This window comes from Marinicrinis sediminis, from assembly GCF_042685085.1.
In the GTDB taxonomy this organism is placed as follows: domain Bacteria; phylum Bacillota; class Bacilli; order Paenibacillales; family KCTC-33676; genus Marinicrinis; species Marinicrinis sediminis.
In genome coordinates this window covers 45,370-61,579 of sequence record NZ_JBHUMM010000013.1, presented here as the reverse complement: position 1 = coordinate 61,579, position 16,210 = coordinate 45,370, and the positions used below count along the sequence as shown (strand labels likewise).

The window sequence follows — 16,210 nt, the reverse complement described above, 5'->3', positions numbered from 1 at the left end:
TTGATGAAAAAAGTGAGTTTGTAAGAAGTACGTTGATGAAAAAAGTGGGTTGTAAGAAATAGAGTTGTTAGAAGTGGAGCTGTAAGATTTTGAGGAGGAATGTCACTAGATGAACGCAGAACAGCTAATGAGAACACTGGTGAAAGCCATTGAAGGAAAAAAAGGGCATGATATTCGGACACTGGACTTGCAGGGTGTGTCCCTGATTGCCGATTATTTTATCGTATGCCACGGGAATTCCGATACACAGGTTCAATCCATCGCCACAGAAGTCAAGAAAACGGCTGAGGCCGCTGGCGGGGTTGTGAAAGGGATAGAGGGAATGGATAAGGCCAGATGGGTGCTGGTCGATCTCGGTGATGTGGTCGTTCATGTCTTCCACCGGGAGGATCGGGAGTATTACAACATCGAGCGTCTGTGGTCTGATGCGAAGGTTGTGGAAACCGGATGAGACTGGAAGCAGGCACCTATCATACCCTCACCGTAGAGCGTGAGGTTTCTCCCAATGGCTATTACCTGGGAAATGAAGAGGAAGAAGTGTTGTTGCACTACTCGGAGATCGAAGGCAGCATCGAGCTTGATGACGAGCTGGAGGTCTTTCTGTTCATGGACACGAAGGATCGCCTGGCAGCTACGATGAAAAAGCCCTTTCTGGCGCTTGGTGAGACGGCGAAGCTGGAGGTTGTAGAGATTCATCCGAGACTCGGCATGTTCCTGGATATGGGACTCAGTCGGCACTTGCTGTTGCCCTATCGTCAGCTCCCGGAGGAAGAAGAGTTTCGTCCGCATACAGGAGACTGGGTTTTTGTACAGATGTCGCAAGACAAGCAAGGCAGATTGATCGCGAGAATGGCTGGAGAGGAAGAGCTGTCCAGTCTTGCCTTTCCGGCTCCGGCAGCCTGGAAGCATACGCGCAGACAGGCCACGGTTTACAAGACGCTCAAAATGGGATCGTTTGTTATTTGTGAGGGTGAACCCGTCGGTTTTGGCGTGATCGGACTGATCCATGAAGACGAACGGACTCGCCCGCTACGAGTTGGCGAGACGCTGGAGGTGCGGATTACGCATGTGCGCGAGGATGGCCGTGTCAACGCCTCTATGCGGGAGGCCAAGGAAGTGAGCCGCAACGTAGATGCTGAATCCTTGCTGGCCTTTCTGGAGTCCAGACCAAACGGTTCGATGCCCTATTCGGACGAAACACCGGCCGATATCATTCTCAGCCGATTTCAAATCTCCAAGGCAGCCTTCAAACGGGCGATCGGCAAGCTGATGAAGGAAGGGAAAGTCAGGCAGGAAGGAAGCTGGACCTATCTGATTCGGGAAGAGGAGTGATCGAGCGGTGGCTTATCAGCATTTCGCTCATGTGTATGATCGCCTGATGCAGCATATGCCCTATGATGAATGGCTTGAATTTTTTGATTTGTGCTGGCAGATGGAAGGAAGAAGGCCGGACCGGGTAGTGGATCTCGGATGCGGGACAGGCAGTCTGGCTATTCCGCTGGCGCAGAGCGGGCTGCAGGTCGTGGGCATTGACTACGCTCCCGACATGCTGGCGATCGCGCAGAAGCGGGCAGACGCCTTGACGACCTCCCCTATTCAGTGGCAGCAGCAGGATGCGCGGGAATGGTCATGGGCTGAAAAGGTCGATTGTGTGATTTCCTTTTGCGATGTCATGAATTATATGCAGACCGAAGAAGACCTGCTGGCCGCGTTTGCGCGAACCTGTGAAGCCCTGAATGAAGGTGGACTGTTTCTCTTTGACATGCTGACCGCTTACCAGTATGAACAATACCAGCGCGAGCAGCCCTTTGCGCTGAATGAACCTGACATCGCCTATATCTGGCAGTGCGACTGGGACGAGCGAACGTCGACAATTGAGCACGAATTGGTGGTATTCGCTTCAGAGTCTGACAATCGATTCACGCGTTTTACCGAATATCACCATCAGCGTGCCTACGAGGAAGCGCGCGTACGACAATTGCTGCACCAAAGCGGATTCACGAAGATCGATACATACGGGGATTTTAGTTGGGAAGCGCCGGACAGGGAGACCGGACGCATCTTCTTCCTCGCCAGAAAGTAGCGCCAGAACGGCTAATGGTTACTTGACACAGGCAAACCCGTGTGCATATAATCTTAGATAAAATAGGATAAGGATAATGGTTGTGAAGAGGAGTAGTAGGTCAGGACTGTCTTTCAGAGAGCCGATGTCAGGTGCAAATCGGTAGACGGAATTGAAGGAACTCACCTCTGAGCCGGGAGGAATGGATTCGAGTCAGACGTCTTCCCCGTTTCCCGCGTTAAGGGTGAAAGTGAGCAGGCTTGCAAGAGGAGCCGGCTAATTAGGGTGGTACCACGGGAGCATACTCTCGTCCCTAGCGTTTGCTTAGGGATGGGAGTTTTTTTTGTGGATTTTAAATAGGAAACAAGTTGACTGTTCAGGAGGTTATGGAAGATGTCACAATCAAATGGCTATAATCCGCTGCAGCTGGAACCGAAATGGCAGCAGTATTGGGAAAGCAACAAGACATTCAAAACAGAAGAAGCGCCGGAAAAGCCGAAATTTTATGCGCTGGATATGTTCCCTTATCCGTCTGGAGCAGGGCTGCATGTCGGTCATCCAGAAGGCTATACGGCGACGGACATCGTGTCGCGCTACAAACGGATGCAAGGGTATAATGTACTGCATCCGATGGGCTGGGATGCATTTGGACTGCCGGCAGAGCAGCACGCGCTGGATACCGGAGAGCACCCGCGAGATATTACGGTCAAGAACATCAACAATTTCAGAAGACAGATCAAGTCACTGGGATTCTCTTATGACTGGGATCGGGAGATCAGTACGACAGATCCCGAATATTACAAATGGACACAATGGATCTTTCTGCAGCTATACAAGAAAGGCCTGGCCTATGTAGATGAAATTCCCGTAAACTGGTGTCCGGCTCTGGGTACCGTGCTCGCCAACGAGGAAGTCATCGATGGCCTGAGTGAGCGGGGAAATCATCCGGTCGTGCGCAAGCCGATGCGTCAGTGGGTGCTGAAGATTACCGAATATGCAGAACGACTGCTCGAGGATCTGGAAGAACTGGATTGGTCGGAAAGCATCAAGGATATGCAGCGCAACTGGATAGGCAAATCTACAGGAGCAGAAGTTCTGTTCGAAGTAGAAGGACAAGAGCCGCTGAAGGTGTTCACTACTCGTCCGGATACGTTGTTCGGTGCGACCTATTGTGTGCTGGCGCCTGAGCATGAGCTGGTGGATGCGATCACCACAGTGAAGCAGCAGGCAGAGGTGAAAGCTTACCAGGAAAAAGCTGCCCACAAGAGCGACCTGGAGCGTACGGATTTGGCCAAGGACAAAACCGGCGTCTTCACTGGGGCCTATGCGACCCATCCTGTAACAGGTCAGCCCGTCCCGATCTGGATCTCCGACTATGTACTTGCCAGCTACGGGACTGGTGCGATTATGGCCGTACCGGGTCATGATCAGCGCGACTGGGAATTTGCCCGGAAATTCGATCTGCCGATCGTCGAGGTCATTGAGGGCGGCGATCTGGAAGAGGCTGCGTACGCTGGGGAAGGCAAGCATGTCAACTCCGATTTCCTGGACGGCTTGCATAACGAGGAAGCCATCGCGACCATGATCAATTGGCTGGAAGAGAATCAAAAAGGGCAGGGGAAAACGACTTACCGTTTGCGGGACTGGCTGTTTTCGAGACAGCGCTATTGGGGAGAACCGATTCCGATCCTTCATCTGGAGGACGGTACCATGAAACCCGTGCCGGAAGATCAGCTGCCTGTTCTGCTGCCCGATGTGGATCAGATCAAGCCGTCCGGGACGGGAGAATCACCACTTGCCAATGTAACGGACTGGGTGAATACGACCGATCCGGAAACGGGACAGCCCGCTCGCCGGGAAACGAATACGATGCCGCAGTGGGCAGGAAGCTGCTGGTATTACCTGAGATACATCGATCCGAAAAACGATCAGGAAATCTGTTCGCCAGAGTTGCAGAAGCATTGGCTGCCTGTTGACCTGTACATCGGTGGAGCTGAGCATGCCGTGCTCCATTTGCTGTACGCTCGCTTCTGGCACAAGGTTCTGTATGATCTCGGTGTCGTCGCGACCAAGGAACCTTTCCACAAACTGGTCAATCAGGGCATGATTCTCGGTACGAACAATGAGAAGATGAGCAAGTCGAGAGGCAACGTGATCAACCCGGATGAGATCGTGCAGAGCTTCGGGGCCGATACGCTACGGATGTATGAAATGTTTATGGGGCCGCTTGAAGCGACCAAGCCATGGAATGCCAATGGTGTGGAAGGCACGTTCCGCTTCCTGAGCCGAATCTGGCGTCTGTTCGTCATGGAGGACGGTACGGTGAATCCGAAGATTGAGGATGCCGAAGGGTCAGAAGCATTTAAACGCACCTGGCACAAGACGATCAAGAAGGTCACAGAAGACATGGAAGGACTGCGCTTCAACACCGCGATCAGTCAGTTGATGATCTTCGTCAATGAAGCATACAAGGCAGAGGTGCTTCCACGCGAAGCGATGGCACACTTTGTTCAGATGCTCTCCCCAATTGCCCCGCATATCGCTGAAGAATTGTGGGAGAAGCTTGGCCATGCCGAGAGCATTAGTTATTCCTCCTGGCCGACCTATGATGAGAAGCTGACCGTCGACGATGAGCTGGAGATTGTCATCCAGCTGATGGGTAAAATTATTGACCGAATGAACATTCCATCTGACCTGGATCAGAAGGAAATGGAGGAGCTTGCCCTACAGCAGGATAAAGTAAAAACGGCCCTGGAAGGGAAGACCGTTCGAAAAATTGTTGCTGTTAAAGGGAAACTCGTGAATATCGTAGCGAACTAACCTTCAACCCGCAAGGGAGCGAAGCGATGAATGCGACCCAAAGCTAGTCAACTTTGGTGCCGTATATCATCGCTTCTACTTTTTCTACATCCTCATCGTATTTGGCATGGGTTTTCATGATGAGCTGGTCGAACATTCCCTCCAGCCGATGATCCATGAAACGAATCGCTTCCGCTGTAATGCCGCCAGGCACAGATACCTTCTCAATCAGGGTGTCCGGTGTAAAGCCCTCGCTTGTCAGCAATTTTCCTGTACCCAGCACCATCTCCGATGCGAGACGTGTGGCTTCTTCTCTCGAAATGCCTGTATGATCCACGGCAGCCTGAATGAGCTGCTGGACGAAGAAGGCAAGAAAGGCCGGGCCGCAGCTGCTCAAATCAGATGAAATGCGCGTATAGTTCTCGTTGATTTCCAAAGGTTCACTGATGGCCGACAGCAGCGAAAAGACCTGGAGGCGATCTTCTTCTGTCAACCGTTGACTGAACATGCAAAGCGAGGCACCGCTGCGCGCATAATTGGTAATGCTCGGAATGACCTTGACGATTTTGCAAGGCAGCTGATCCTCCAAATGCTCAATCCATACCGGACTTGTAATGCTGATGACGATTTGTTCAGATCGTGTACAGGAGACGATCTCATCGATCACATTTTTGTATTCGAGCGGCTTGATGCAGAGAAAGATCACATCCGCCTGAGAGGCCAGTTCCTGTGCGGTACGAGGTATCAGGATGTCCGGATACTGTTCCTGCAGGCGTTCTGCTTTTTTTCTCGTTCGATTGAATATGAGGATCTGATTCGGATGACAGGCACCCGATTTAATCAAAGACTGAACCAGAATGGTTCCCATGCTTCCCGTACCGATGAATCCTATTTTCATCTGTACATCCCTCCTGTTATCTGCCTTTCTTGTCTCCATGTCTGCCTGAGCTGTTAACTTATGCATATGCGGCTTTACCCGATCTATGACAAATCATAGGTGCTGGACAAAGAATGTGTTGAAGTTTTAACAAATAAAGGTATAATTGGGGTGTTGAAAGAATGGTTGTCTGAGATCGGCAAGGGAGGCATGGGAAATGAGACGGATCAGAAGCGTTCCCTTTTCTACGGTTTTTTATAGTCTCTTCCTTTTAATGGTGCTGTTGATTGTATGGCTCATGTTGCATATGCAGGATCATGATACCGCGGGCGAGCAAGGCTGGGTGCCGGTGAATGCAGAGCTGGCGAATTCGAATTCGATAGAAGCGGAGTCGTCTGAGGCGGGGGACGAGACCGGGGCTGAGGCTGTACAGTTGACCAAGGAAGAACAGCAGGCCGAGACACTGGCGTCAGGCATTATGATCAATGAAGCCGGGCCTGATGTATTGATCCTGTTGCCAGGCATTGGTCCTGCCAAAGCGCAACGCATTGTTGCGTACCGGGAAGCGAACGGTCCTTTTCAATCTCCGGAGGATTTGCTCAAGGTAAACGGCATTGGCGAGAAGAGTCTGGAGAAGCTGAGACCGTATCTTCGGTTTTCGCAAGACGGAGAGGCTGCAGATCGCGAAGAATGATGAGGGTTCTCCCCTTTTCAACGTTGGAAAAGTATGAGAAAATAAACGAGATTATAAATAGATAGCGTCTTTGATAGTATGATCAATTGATTGGGAGGAGTTTATTCAATGACAGAAGAAAGAGTAGAAAGAAAGCTCGGCCTGGAAACGCTTGCGGTACATGCAGGACAACAAATCGATCCGACAACGATGTCTCGTGCAGTGCCCATTTATCAAACGACCTCTTACGGGTTTAAGGATACGGATCACGCAGCCAATCTGTTTGCGCTCAAGGAATTCGGCAACATTTATTCCCGCTTGATGAATCCGACCAATGACACTTTTGAGCAACGGGTTGCAGCAATGGAAGGGGCGCCAGCTGCATTGGCTACCGCGTCTGGTCAGGCTGCCATTACATTCTCCCTGCTGAATATTGCAGGAGCGGGTGATGAAATTGTATCTTCCTCCAGTCTGTACGGGGGTACATACAATCTGTTTGCCATTACGCTGCCGAAGCTCGGCATTACGGTTAAGTTTGTCGACGGGTCTGACCCGGAGAATTTCCGCAAGGCGATTACGGATAAAACCAAAGCGGTCTATGCGGAATCTATCGGAAATCCAAAAGGGGATATTCTGGATATTGAAGCGGTGGCGGCGATTGCCCATGAGAATCACATTCCGCTTATTGTAGATAATACAGTACCAAGTCCTTATCTGCTTCGTCCAATTGAGCATGGAGCGGATATTGTCGTTCACTCTGCAACGAAATTCATCGGCGGTCACGGGACTTCCATCGGCGGTGTCATCGTAGATGGCGGAACCTTTGACTGGAAAGGCAGCGGAAAGTTCCCTGGATTGACGGAACCGGATGCCAGTTACAATGGTGTGATCTATACGGACGCTGTTGGACCCATCGCCTACATTATCAAGGCGCGCGTGCAACTGATGCGGGACATGGGTGCTGCGTTGTCTCCATTTAACTCCTTCCAGCTGTTGCAAGGACTGGAGACCCTTCACCTGCGTATGGAGCGTCATAGCGAGAACGCACTGAAGGTAGCCCAGTATCTGGAGCAGCATGCGGATGTGGAATGGGTTAGCTACCCGGGACTTCCTTCGCATCCTTCTTATGACAAAGCCCAGAAATATATGCCGAAGGGGCAAGGAGCCATTCTTACATTTGGTATTAAGGGCGGCATCGAAGCAGGCAAAAAATTAATTAACTCCGTGAAGCTGCTGTCTCACCTGGCTAATATTGGAGACTCCAAGTCGCTGATTATTCATCCAGCCAGCACGACACATTCCCAGTTGACAGGGGAAGAGCTGGATTCTACCGGCGTAACACCAGGCATGATTCGCTTGTCCATTGGAACAGAATCCATTGATGATATTATCTACGATCTCAGTGAGGCGATTACAGTCAGTCAGCAAGCTTAATGGCAACGGTTTTTGAAACAGAGGAGTGGAGTCGATGGCTCGAAAAGACTGGGATACCTACTTTATGGATATGGCCTACATGGCCTCGACACGTTCCCAGTGCAACCGGCGAAAGGTAGGTACCGTGCTGGTACAAGGGAAGAAATTGCTCGGAACCGCCTATAATGGCGCGCCGATGGGCGTTCCCGACTGTTCCGAAGCCGGATGCATGATTGTAGAGGAATATGAATTGAAACAGGTTGAAGGTAAAGAACAAATGGTGAAGAAACAACGCTGTGTCCGCACCATTCATGCTGAACAAAACCTGTTGCTGTTTACCGATCGTGGGGATCGTGAAGGCTCCACGGTCTATGTGACCGATCAGCCCTGCTGGACCTGCGCCAATATGCTTGCGAACAGCGGGGTCGTCGAAATTGTTTTTCATCGGCCTTATCCGAAGGACAGTGAAAAGGTCCGTAAACTGATGGAGATGAAGGGACTGGTATTCCGCCAACTGGAGGGCTATGAGCTCCCAGCGGGCATCCTGGATGATGTCATCCATTGATCTCTTGAAGAAGTTTAAAAGTTACAAAAGGAAGAACCTTTTGCTTTCATGCAGAAGGTTCTTTTTTTCATTTTCCGAAGTACGGGCATGGGGTGAGGAGGGACGTCTATGGGTCGTGTGATGGTTCCATTCGTATGCAGCTGGCTGGTGGGAACCGCTTGGGGTATCGATCAACTTTCAAGTATTTATGCGGTTGGCTTTTTAATGGGTATCGCGTTCTGGCTCCTTCGGGATGCCTTGCTTCATGATCGATCATTGGAGGGGAAACTCTCTCTGACCAAATTGGTGTACCACCTCGTGTGTATGACGGCGTGTATCGCAATCGCATTCGGCTATGCCGATATGACGGAACGTCACAACCGATCCGCTATTTCGCCGTCTATGCAAGAAACAGAAGTCCGGCTGACGGGCTGGATCGCGTCTCCAGTTGAAATAGACGGGGATCGGGCGAAGCTGTTGGTCGAAGCAAGAGACTGGAGGGATGTGGAGAAGGATGCACGAGATTCTACTTTTTCCGCCGAGCTGGATGAATCGATCCTGATTTATATCAAACTGCAAGAGGAAAGCCAGCAACATGACATGCTGGACTGGAAGCGGGGCGATCTCGTTCAGGTGAGGGGCAAGTTGCTGCAACCGATGTCTGCCACCAATTTTGGGGCTTTTGATTATGCCCGCTATTTACATACGAAGCGAATTCATTGGCAGCTTTTTGTAGAAGGAAGCTTCTCCATGGCGTCCATCAGCATGGAAGAAATGCATCTGACCGGCATCGACCGATGGCGACACAAGTTGGAACAGTGGAAAGGCTGGAGAGATGCCAGACAGCTTCAGATGGCACAACAATTGGAGAATACCTACACTGATCCTGCTTTCAGCGGATTTCTGAAGGGCATGCTGCTCGGTTATCGGGAGGATATTAATGAAGAGCAGTTTCGGCAATTCTCGGTTCTAGGCTTGACCCATCTGCTGGCTATCTCCGGATTGCATGTTGGCGTTCTCTCCGGTCTGCTTCTGCTGATGGGTCGCTGGATGCGGTTGACGAGGGAACGCGCCATCTACGTCGCAATGACGGTTATTCCTTGCTATGTACTGCTAACAGGCGCATCGCCTTCTGCCATCCGTGCGGGCATCATGACCATTCTCGCTCTATATGCGATTAGGAATAACCTCTCAAGCAATCGGTATCAGTTGCTCGCATTGGCTGCCTTCCTCATGGTGCTGGCTGATCCCTATATGCTGACTTCCATTAGCTTTCAGCTTTCTTTCATGGTAACCGCAGGGCTGCTCGTGATCGTGCCCGTCCTGTATAACTGGCTGCCTGGTCCGGCCTGGCTGAGATCCCTGCTTGGTGTCACCTTTGCCGCGCAGGGAATTTCACTGCCGCTCACCATCTATTATTTTCATTCTTTTTCACTATTGTCTTGGCTGGCCAATCTGCTCATGGTGCCCTGGATCAGTATGGTCGTGTTTCCGCTCAGCCTGTTTGCTTATGTACTGTCCGGGGTCACGTTCGTGTCTCTTCTTCTATCCACCACGGTTTCTATTGCTTTGAAGATCTCTTTTGCATGGGTAGAGTGGCTGAACCAGTTCGATGTCTTTCACCTGATTTGGAAGCAACCTTCTCTGCTATGGATAGCGGTTTATACGCTTTTCTTGTTCTGGCTGATCAGGGAACTGGAGCGTCTGAAGCTCGAACAAGCCTGGAACGGCGGATTGAAGCGGCATGTGGACCACCTTCATCTTCGCTGCTGCGGGATATTGGCAGGTTTGTTCCTGCTGGTCGTGTATCAATACCTGTCTCCCCAATTTCACAAGGGGGAAGGCTATGTATACTTTATGGATGTGGGTCAGGGAGACAGCTCGCTTATCATTACCCCCAGTCATGAAACCATTCTCGTTGATGGCGGAGGCACATTGTCTTTTCTAAGCAGCAAAGAATCATGGATGCAGCGCAAGGATGAATTTGAAGTCGGTGAGGATGTGGTGGTTCCATTACTGAAGCAAAGAGGCATCAGGGAGATTGACTGGATGATCGCTTCCCATGGAGATCAAGATCACATCGGAGGATTCTTCGCGGTGCTGGAAGCGATACCGGTTCGAAATCTCATATTCAACGGATTGGTAGAACCAGGCTCCAGAGCGGAAGAGCTGATCCAGACTGCTGCTTCGTACAACATTCCGATCTATATTCCGGCTGAAGGGATGCAATTGCAGGTGGATGAACATACCCGCATCGCCTTTCTCATGCCCTTCGATCAGCCTGAGCCCATCTTCCGTCATGGCGATCAAAATGAGGTCTCCATCGTGATGAAACTGAGCATGTATGATCATCAATTTTTGTATACCGGAGACATCGGTATCCCGCAGGAAATGGCTTTGATTCATCATCTTGAGGAAGAGGGTGCAAGCATTTCCGGAACCGAGAAAGAGGCCATCGATGTGCTCAAGGTCGCTCATCACGGGAGCAAGTACAGCACATCTCCAGCTTGGCTAGCTTATTGGAATCCGCAGCAAGCGGTCATTTCCGTAGGCGGACGCAACGTATATGGTCATCCTACACGAGAGGTGATTGAATCCTTATCCGCATCTGGTACACGCGTCTTTCGGACGGATCGGCACGGAGAAGTACAGTACAGAGTCACCCCTTCGGACATGGAGGTCCGAACCAAGCTGCAACGGCCCTAGCAGCACGAAGAAGCCTGTAAACGCTGGACTACTTGATCCGTCTGTGACCACAGTCATAATTTTCCTAACAAAAAAAGTTAGGGAAAATTCATGAAAATAAAAGGAAATATGTTTAGGATGTGTAATATAATGATACGGTAGGCATGATCACAAATGAGTAGGGAGGAATCACTAGCATGAGCAATCTTCCAAGTGTTGCGTATTTTTGTATGGAGTATGGGCTTCACTCTGATTTCAAGATGTATGCAGGGGGGCTCGGAATACTGGCTGGCGATCATATGAAAGGAGCCAAGGATCTGGAACTGCCGCTGGTTGGAATCGGATTGAAGTGGAAGCAGGGATATACCGATCAGCGCATTGCAGAAAATGGACAACCTTACGATTCCTATCACAATTACAACTATGATTTTCTCGAAGATACAGGAGTGAAAGTAACGGTTCATATTCGCAATGTGCCGATTGTATGCCAGGTATGGAAAACGGAAGCCTTTGGCAATAATCCTTTATATTTATTGGATACCGATATTCCGGAAAATGGCGAAAGATGGATCACCGGACAATTATATGGCTGGTTCGGCGAAGAACGCATTGCACAGGAAATCGTGCTGGGCATCGGGGGCGTGAAAGCGCTACGCGCCATGGGTCATGCGGTCGATGTCTATCATTTCAATGAAGGACATGCGGCTCTTGCAGCAACCGAGCTCATTCGGGAAAAAATGTCTTCTGGACTAACCTTTGAAGAAGCGTGGAACCAAACCCGCGAAGAAGTCGTATTTACCACACATACGCCGATCAAGGAAGGGAATGAGTCTCACCCGCTTGACAAGCTGGAATACATGGGAGCATTTAACGGACTGACTCTGGACCAAATGAAGCGAATTGGCGGCGATCCATTCAATATGACAGTAGCAGGCCTCAGGTTGTCTCGCATAGCCAATGGGGTTGCAGTGCTCCATGCGGAAACGGCGAACAAAATGTGGAAGGAAGTTGCAGGCAGATCAGAGATTATTCCGATCACCAATGCCATTCATACCCCGACCTGGGTGGATGAAAGAATGACCCAAGCCTATGAAAATGGTGGCGATGTGTGGGCTGCACACATGGAGATCAAGCGTGAACTGGTTGACTTTATCTTCAATCGGACCGGTTCTCAGCTGGATGCCGAGAAGCTGTTGATCGGATTTTCCCGCAGAGCAGCTCCGTATAAGCGCAGTGATTTGATCTTCAGTCAGCCGGAAGTGATCGAGCCTTATCTGGAAAGTGGCAAGATTCAGATTGTGTTCTCCGGCAAAGCGCATCCGCTGGATGATACAGGCAAGCAGATTGTCAGCAATCTGGTCGCGATGATGAAGAAGTATCCAAAAGGCGTGGTCTTCCTCGAAAACTATGATATGACGATCGGTGCCATGCTGACCAGAGGATCAGACATATGGCTGAATAATCCGAGACGCCCACTGGAAGCAAGCGGAACGTCCGGGATGAAGGCAGCGATGAATGGCGTACTTAATTGTTCGATTCTCGATGGCTGGTGGCCTGAAGCCTGTATCGATGGCGTAAACGGCTGGCAGTTCGGGGATGGATTTGAAACCACCGATTTTGAAAAGCTGGATCAGCATGACAGTGATGCCTTGTATGACACGCTCCTGAACCGCGTCGTTCCGACATATTACGAGAATCGCGATCAGTGGGTGAGCATGATGAAAGAAAGCATCCGTACGACCAGAGAAGAGTTTGCAACTAAACGCATGCTGAATGACTATTACACCAAAATGTATCAAAAGGGATAAATCATTCGCCTACGGGGTAACGCATTCATTCAATTTCAAACGTTTGCACGATGATCGAGCGTGAGACTTGTCCAAGTCTTGCGCTCGTTTTTTTGTTTTCATACGGCCTGTTCTACCCGCCAGCACAGATTTCTGATAAGATGAGGAAGGACTGATAACTAAAAAACTTTGAATGCAGGTTGCAACCTTTTATGAAACGGATACGTCTAAAAGGGTGCATGAGAGGGGGATCCTAGTGGTAGAGCCTGAACTGATACGTTCTGCCCAATCCGGTGATCATGATGCGCTGGTTGAACTGCTGCGTCAGATCGAGACTCATGTTTATCGTACAGCATATTATATGCTTGGAAATGAACAGGATGCGCTAGATGCATCCCAGGACGCGCTTTTGCGCATTTATCAACATATCCAATCCTATGAAGAAAAGGCCCAGTTTAAAACTTGGGCACAGCGAATTGTCACCAATATATGTATTGACCGTTTTCGAAGAGCCAAACCAACGGTTTCCATCGAGCAGCACGAGATGGTTTTTCCTACCGACAATCATGTAGAGTCCCAGATGCTGGCCTCTTTAACAGCCAAAGATATTCGAGCCGCCATTGATCAACTGCCGGAACATCACCGTTCAGTGGTGGTATTACGATATTTGCAGGACTATTCCTATAATGAGATTGCGGAAGCACTGGATTTGCCATTGAATACGGTCAAATCCTATCTGTTCAGGGCCAGGCAGCAGCTGCAGCAATTTCTTCAAGACTATCAGAAAGGTGGTGTACACGGGTGAAATGCGAGGATGAGGTGTTGGATTTGATTCAGAGAGAACTGGATGATGATCTGGATGCTGATGAACGAGAGCAGCTGCATGCCCATCTGCAAACATGTCCAGCATGTATGGATATGTATGAACGCTATCAGCAGTTGAATGACGAGCTGAGCGTTCTGCCCAAGATTGTACCCCCTTACAGTATTGTGGACGCGATTATGCCGCAACTGGAACAATTGCAGCAAGAGCAGTCTATAGATGAGGGACACTTGGCGGATGCGGGGAAGCAAGCGGGTGATGAGGGGAAGGAGAAAGTAGCCTGGTTCAGCAAATGGCGCGATTCTGTCTCTTATCGAGCGCTTGGCGGGGTCATGGCAGCCGGTCTGATCTTGGCCTTGATTGTGAACGGCATGCTGCCATCCCAAGATGAGTCGGCTGATCATACAGCCTTCGATTCGGCAGACATGGCCGTGAGCAATGATCAGGCCAGCTCGGACATGGATGCCGCTAAGGAAACGTCTTCGGATGACGCTTCGATCATGGAGAAGGGCCAGGATCATATGGGTGATGACCCCACTTCCTTATTGGAGAAGGAAGTTTTGGAACCGGACACCGCGGATGAACAGGGGACTTCTGTTCAAAAGAAACGAGACAGTCAGCCTTCTATGGAAGGGGATGAACAGACATCGGCTGATTCTTCCGAAACCTTTTATAGTGGAAATGCAGACCACGACGATGCTGCCGGGGCATCCGAATATGAAGCGGAGTCAATCAAATCTGCTCCGTCTGGCGGACAGCTGGAAGCCGATGAATCGACCTCCTCCAATTCGGAACGGATGGTTCCGAAATTCATGGAAGATGCTGAACAAGGGAGTTCTGTCGAAGGGGACACGAATGCGGAGCGTCCATTTCACACCCGTGATCAGTATGGAAATGAGACGGAAGAAGCGGACGTCCATGGAATGCAAGCGATGGATGCGCCTTCGCCTTACGTTTCTTCACCTTCAGGAGAGTGGCAGGCCTGGGTGGAGCAGGTGGAAGATGGCACACAAGTTGTCGTAGAGCGTACCCAAGAGCCGGATACATTCAGGTCCCCGATTGTGCATGACGGAGTCGTGACTGATCTGGTCTGGATAGACGCCCAATTGTTACAGTATGCAGTATCTCTTCCGGACAAGGAAACGAAGTATCAGCTGGACATGGAAAGCAAATCGGTTACGGAAATCAAACAAGCGAGTAAATAAAGAGAAATCGCAATAGATCGTGCACATCCTGGTATCGGTTTGCGTATAGTATAGCAACGAAACGTCATCGGCGAGTTCATCGTCGGATGACCACTCGCCAGGAAGTTCCTAGGCCTTCCGAGCGGGTGTTAATATAGATGTGCTGATGTAAAAAGACTGTGTCAATTTTTGACGCAGTCTTTTTACACTGCTATGATGTAGGCAAGCTGTCAGGAGGAGAATGAAAATAAGATGGATATCAGGCAAGCATTCAAGCATTTGCAAAAAGGGCCTCTGCATGGCGTGTATGTATGCTATGGATCGGAAAGCTATCTGATTAGGGAATTCATGGCTCAGCTCCAGGCGGCATGTGTAGAACCCGGACAGGCAGAGTTTGCGGTGAGCAAATATGATCTGAAAGAAACGGCTGTTCAGGATGTCATCGAAGATGCGGAAACCCTTCCGTTTATGGTGCCGACCAAAATTATTCTGGCCGAAGAAGCCCTGTTTTTGACAGGTGCCAAAGATACGTCCAAAGTCGAGCATGATCTGGATCGTCTTCTCGCCTATCTGGAATCACCGGTTGAATTTACCGTGCTGGTGCTGGTTGTGCATGCGGACAAGCTGGATGAGCGAAAAAAAATTGTGAAGAATATCAAGGATAAAGGAGCGGTTATTTCTTTTCAGCCCCTGAACGAACGGGATTTGAAGCAATGGATGCAAAATCGCGCCAAACAGTCGCAATGCGAGTTGACGGAGGAAGCGATTGATCGTCTGCTTCAGCACTGTGGTCCCCGACTGCAAACCCTCGCGACCGAGATTGACAAGCTGAGTACATATGGCGGCGAACGGGGCGTGATTCGGGATACACACGTGATGGAACTGGTTCCTCGCAGCAGTGAGGAAAACATCTTCCAATTGATTGAGCGGATTGTGGAGCAAAAGGTTGAGGCGGCTCTGAAGCTGTATGACAACTTGCTGAACCAAAAAGAGGAACCGATCAAAATTCTGGCCCTCATGGCCCGTCAATACCGGATGATGCTGCAGGTCAAACATTTGCGAAAATCTGGATATTCCGACCAGCAGATCGGGTCACAGATTGGCGCGCATCCTTATGCGGCGAAAAGAGCGGGTGAACAGGCCAAGCGATACTCAGATGCGAAACTTGGTCACATGCTGGAGGAAATCGCCAGACTGGACTTTGAGATGAAGACCGGAAGGGCGAACAAAACCAGAGCTCTGGAATTGCTTATCATTCAAATCTCCAGCCAGACCCAGCGGGAATCTGCATCGTCTTCTTCGTCGTCCTTTTGATGCATGAGCGTACGGCCTTATAAATCGTAATGAACACAAGCAATAAAGA

13 protein-coding genes and 1 other annotated feature are annotated in these 16,210 nt (G+C 50.1%); of the genes, 12 read left to right on the top strand and 1 reads right to left on the bottom strand.

Annotation, left to right across the window (positions count from 1 at the left end; genetic code table 11):
• The first annotated feature begins 109 nt into the window (after positions 1 to 109).
• From rsfS to leuS, 4 genes are all read left to right on the top strand, one after another.
• Positions 110 to 451 (top strand): ribosome silencing factor, encoded by a 342-nt coding sequence (gene rsfS, locus ACFSUC_RS08305; protein WP_379929081.1) that lies wholly within the window; start codon positions 110 to 112, stop codon positions 449 to 451.
• Positions 448 to 1,332, top strand: a complete 885-nt coding sequence (locus ACFSUC_RS08300) for a CvfB family protein (RefSeq protein WP_379929080.1) — start codon at positions 448 to 450, stop codon at positions 1,330 to 1,332. Before rsfS ends, ACFSUC_RS08300 begins: the two co-directional genes overlap by 4 nt.
• Before the next feature lie 7 nt (positions 1,333 to 1,339).
• On the top strand, positions 1,340 to 2,083 hold the full coding sequence (locus ACFSUC_RS08295; protein ID WP_379929079.1) for a class I SAM-dependent DNA methyltransferase: 744 nt from the start codon (positions 1,340 to 1,342) through the stop codon (positions 2,081 to 2,083).
• 73 nt (positions 2,084 to 2,156) lie between these two features.
• Positions 2,157 to 2,380: a binding site (T-box leader), on the top strand.
• A gap of 75 nt (positions 2,381 to 2,455) precedes the next feature.
• A complete protein-coding gene (leuS, locus tag ACFSUC_RS08290; RefSeq protein WP_379929078.1) occupies positions 2,456 to 4,882 on the top strand; it encodes a leucine--tRNA ligase in 2,427 nt (808 codons plus the stop codon).
• A 43-nt stretch (positions 4,883 to 4,925) separates the two neighbouring features.
• On the opposite strand, the gene comER is transcribed toward leuS, so the two are convergent.
• Positions 4,926 to 5,759 (bottom strand): late competence protein ComER, encoded by an 834-nt coding sequence (comER, locus tag ACFSUC_RS08285; RefSeq protein ID WP_379929077.1) that lies wholly within the window; start codon positions 5,757 to 5,759, stop codon positions 4,926 to 4,928.
• 196 nt (positions 5,760 to 5,955) lie between these two features.
• On the opposite strand from comER, the gene ACFSUC_RS08280 reads away from it, so the two are divergent.
• From ACFSUC_RS08280 to holA, 8 genes are all read left to right on the top strand, one after another.
• Positions 5,956 to 6,432, top strand: coding sequence for a ComEA family DNA-binding protein (locus ACFSUC_RS08280; RefSeq protein ID WP_379929076.1), 477 nt, complete (start codon positions 5,956 to 5,958; stop codon positions 6,430 to 6,432).
• Positions 6,433 to 6,540: 108 nt separating this feature from the next.
• A complete protein-coding gene (locus ACFSUC_RS08275; RefSeq protein WP_379929075.1) occupies positions 6,541 to 7,845 on the top strand; it encodes a homocysteine synthase in 1,305 nt (434 codons plus the stop codon).
• A 34-nt stretch (positions 7,846 to 7,879) separates the two neighbouring features.
• Positions 7,880 to 8,389 (top strand): deoxycytidylate deaminase, encoded by a 510-nt coding sequence (locus ACFSUC_RS08270; RefSeq protein ID WP_379929074.1) that lies wholly within the window; start codon positions 7,880 to 7,882, stop codon positions 8,387 to 8,389.
• A 108-nt stretch (positions 8,390 to 8,497) separates the two neighbouring features.
• A complete protein-coding gene (locus ACFSUC_RS08265) occupies positions 8,498 to 11,074 on the top strand; it encodes a DNA internalization-related competence protein ComEC/Rec2 (protein ID WP_379929073.1) in 2,577 nt (858 codons plus the stop codon).
• Positions 11,075 to 11,250: 176 nt separating this feature from the next.
• A complete protein-coding gene (gene glgP, locus ACFSUC_RS08260; protein WP_379929072.1) occupies positions 11,251 to 12,861 on the top strand; it encodes an alpha-glucan family phosphorylase in 1,611 nt (536 codons plus the stop codon).
• Between the two features lie 235 nt (positions 12,862 to 13,096).
• On the top strand, positions 13,097 to 13,645 hold the full coding sequence (locus tag ACFSUC_RS08255; protein WP_379929071.1) for an RNA polymerase sigma factor: 549 nt from the start codon (positions 13,097 to 13,099) through the stop codon (positions 13,643 to 13,645).
• Complete coding sequence (locus ACFSUC_RS08250) at positions 13,642 to 14,868, top strand: zf-HC2 domain-containing protein (RefSeq protein WP_379929070.1); 1,227 nt, start codon at positions 13,642 to 13,644, stop codon at positions 14,866 to 14,868. The genes ACFSUC_RS08255 and ACFSUC_RS08250 overlap by 4 nt, the downstream gene beginning before the upstream one ends.
• Before the next feature lie 231 nt (positions 14,869 to 15,099).
• Positions 15,100 to 16,161 carry a DNA polymerase III subunit delta gene (gene holA / locus ACFSUC_RS08245; protein ID WP_379929069.1) on the top strand — a complete coding sequence of 354 codons (1,062 nt, stop codon included), beginning with the start codon at positions 15,100 to 15,102 and terminating at the stop codon, positions 16,159 to 16,161.
• Positions 16,162 to 16,210 lie beyond the last annotated feature (49 nt).

Coding starts and splice junctions, on each gene's coding strand:
- ACFSUC_RS08280 (WP_379929076.1), top strand. CDS start 5,956: ATGAGACGGATCAGAAGCGTTCCCTTTTCTACGGTTTTTTATAGTCTC.
- ACFSUC_RS08270 (WP_379929074.1), top strand. CDS start 7,880: ATGGCTCGAAAAGACTGGGATACCTACTTTATGGATATGGCCTACATG.
- leuS (WP_379929078.1), top strand. CDS start 2,456: ATGTCACAATCAAATGGCTATAATCCGCTGCAGCTGGAACCGAAATGG.
- rsfS (WP_379929081.1), top strand. CDS start 110: ATGAACGCAGAACAGCTAATGAGAACACTGGTGAAAGCCATTGAAGGA.
- comER (WP_379929077.1), bottom strand. CDS start 5,759: ATGAAAATAGGATTCATCGGTACGGGAAGCATGGGAACCATTCTGGTT.
- holA (WP_379929069.1), top strand. CDS start 15,100: ATGGATATCAGGCAAGCATTCAAGCATTTGCAAAAAGGGCCTCTGCAT.
- ACFSUC_RS08300 (WP_379929080.1), top strand. CDS start 448: ATGAGACTGGAAGCAGGCACCTATCATACCCTCACCGTAGAGCGTGAG.
- glgP (WP_379929072.1), top strand. CDS start 11,251: ATGAGCAATCTTCCAAGTGTTGCGTATTTTTGTATGGAGTATGGGCTT.
- ACFSUC_RS08265 (WP_379929073.1), top strand. CDS start 8,498: ATGGGTCGTGTGATGGTTCCATTCGTATGCAGCTGGCTGGTGGGAACC.
- ACFSUC_RS08275 (WP_379929075.1), top strand. CDS start 6,541: ATGACAGAAGAAAGAGTAGAAAGAAAGCTCGGCCTGGAAACGCTTGCG.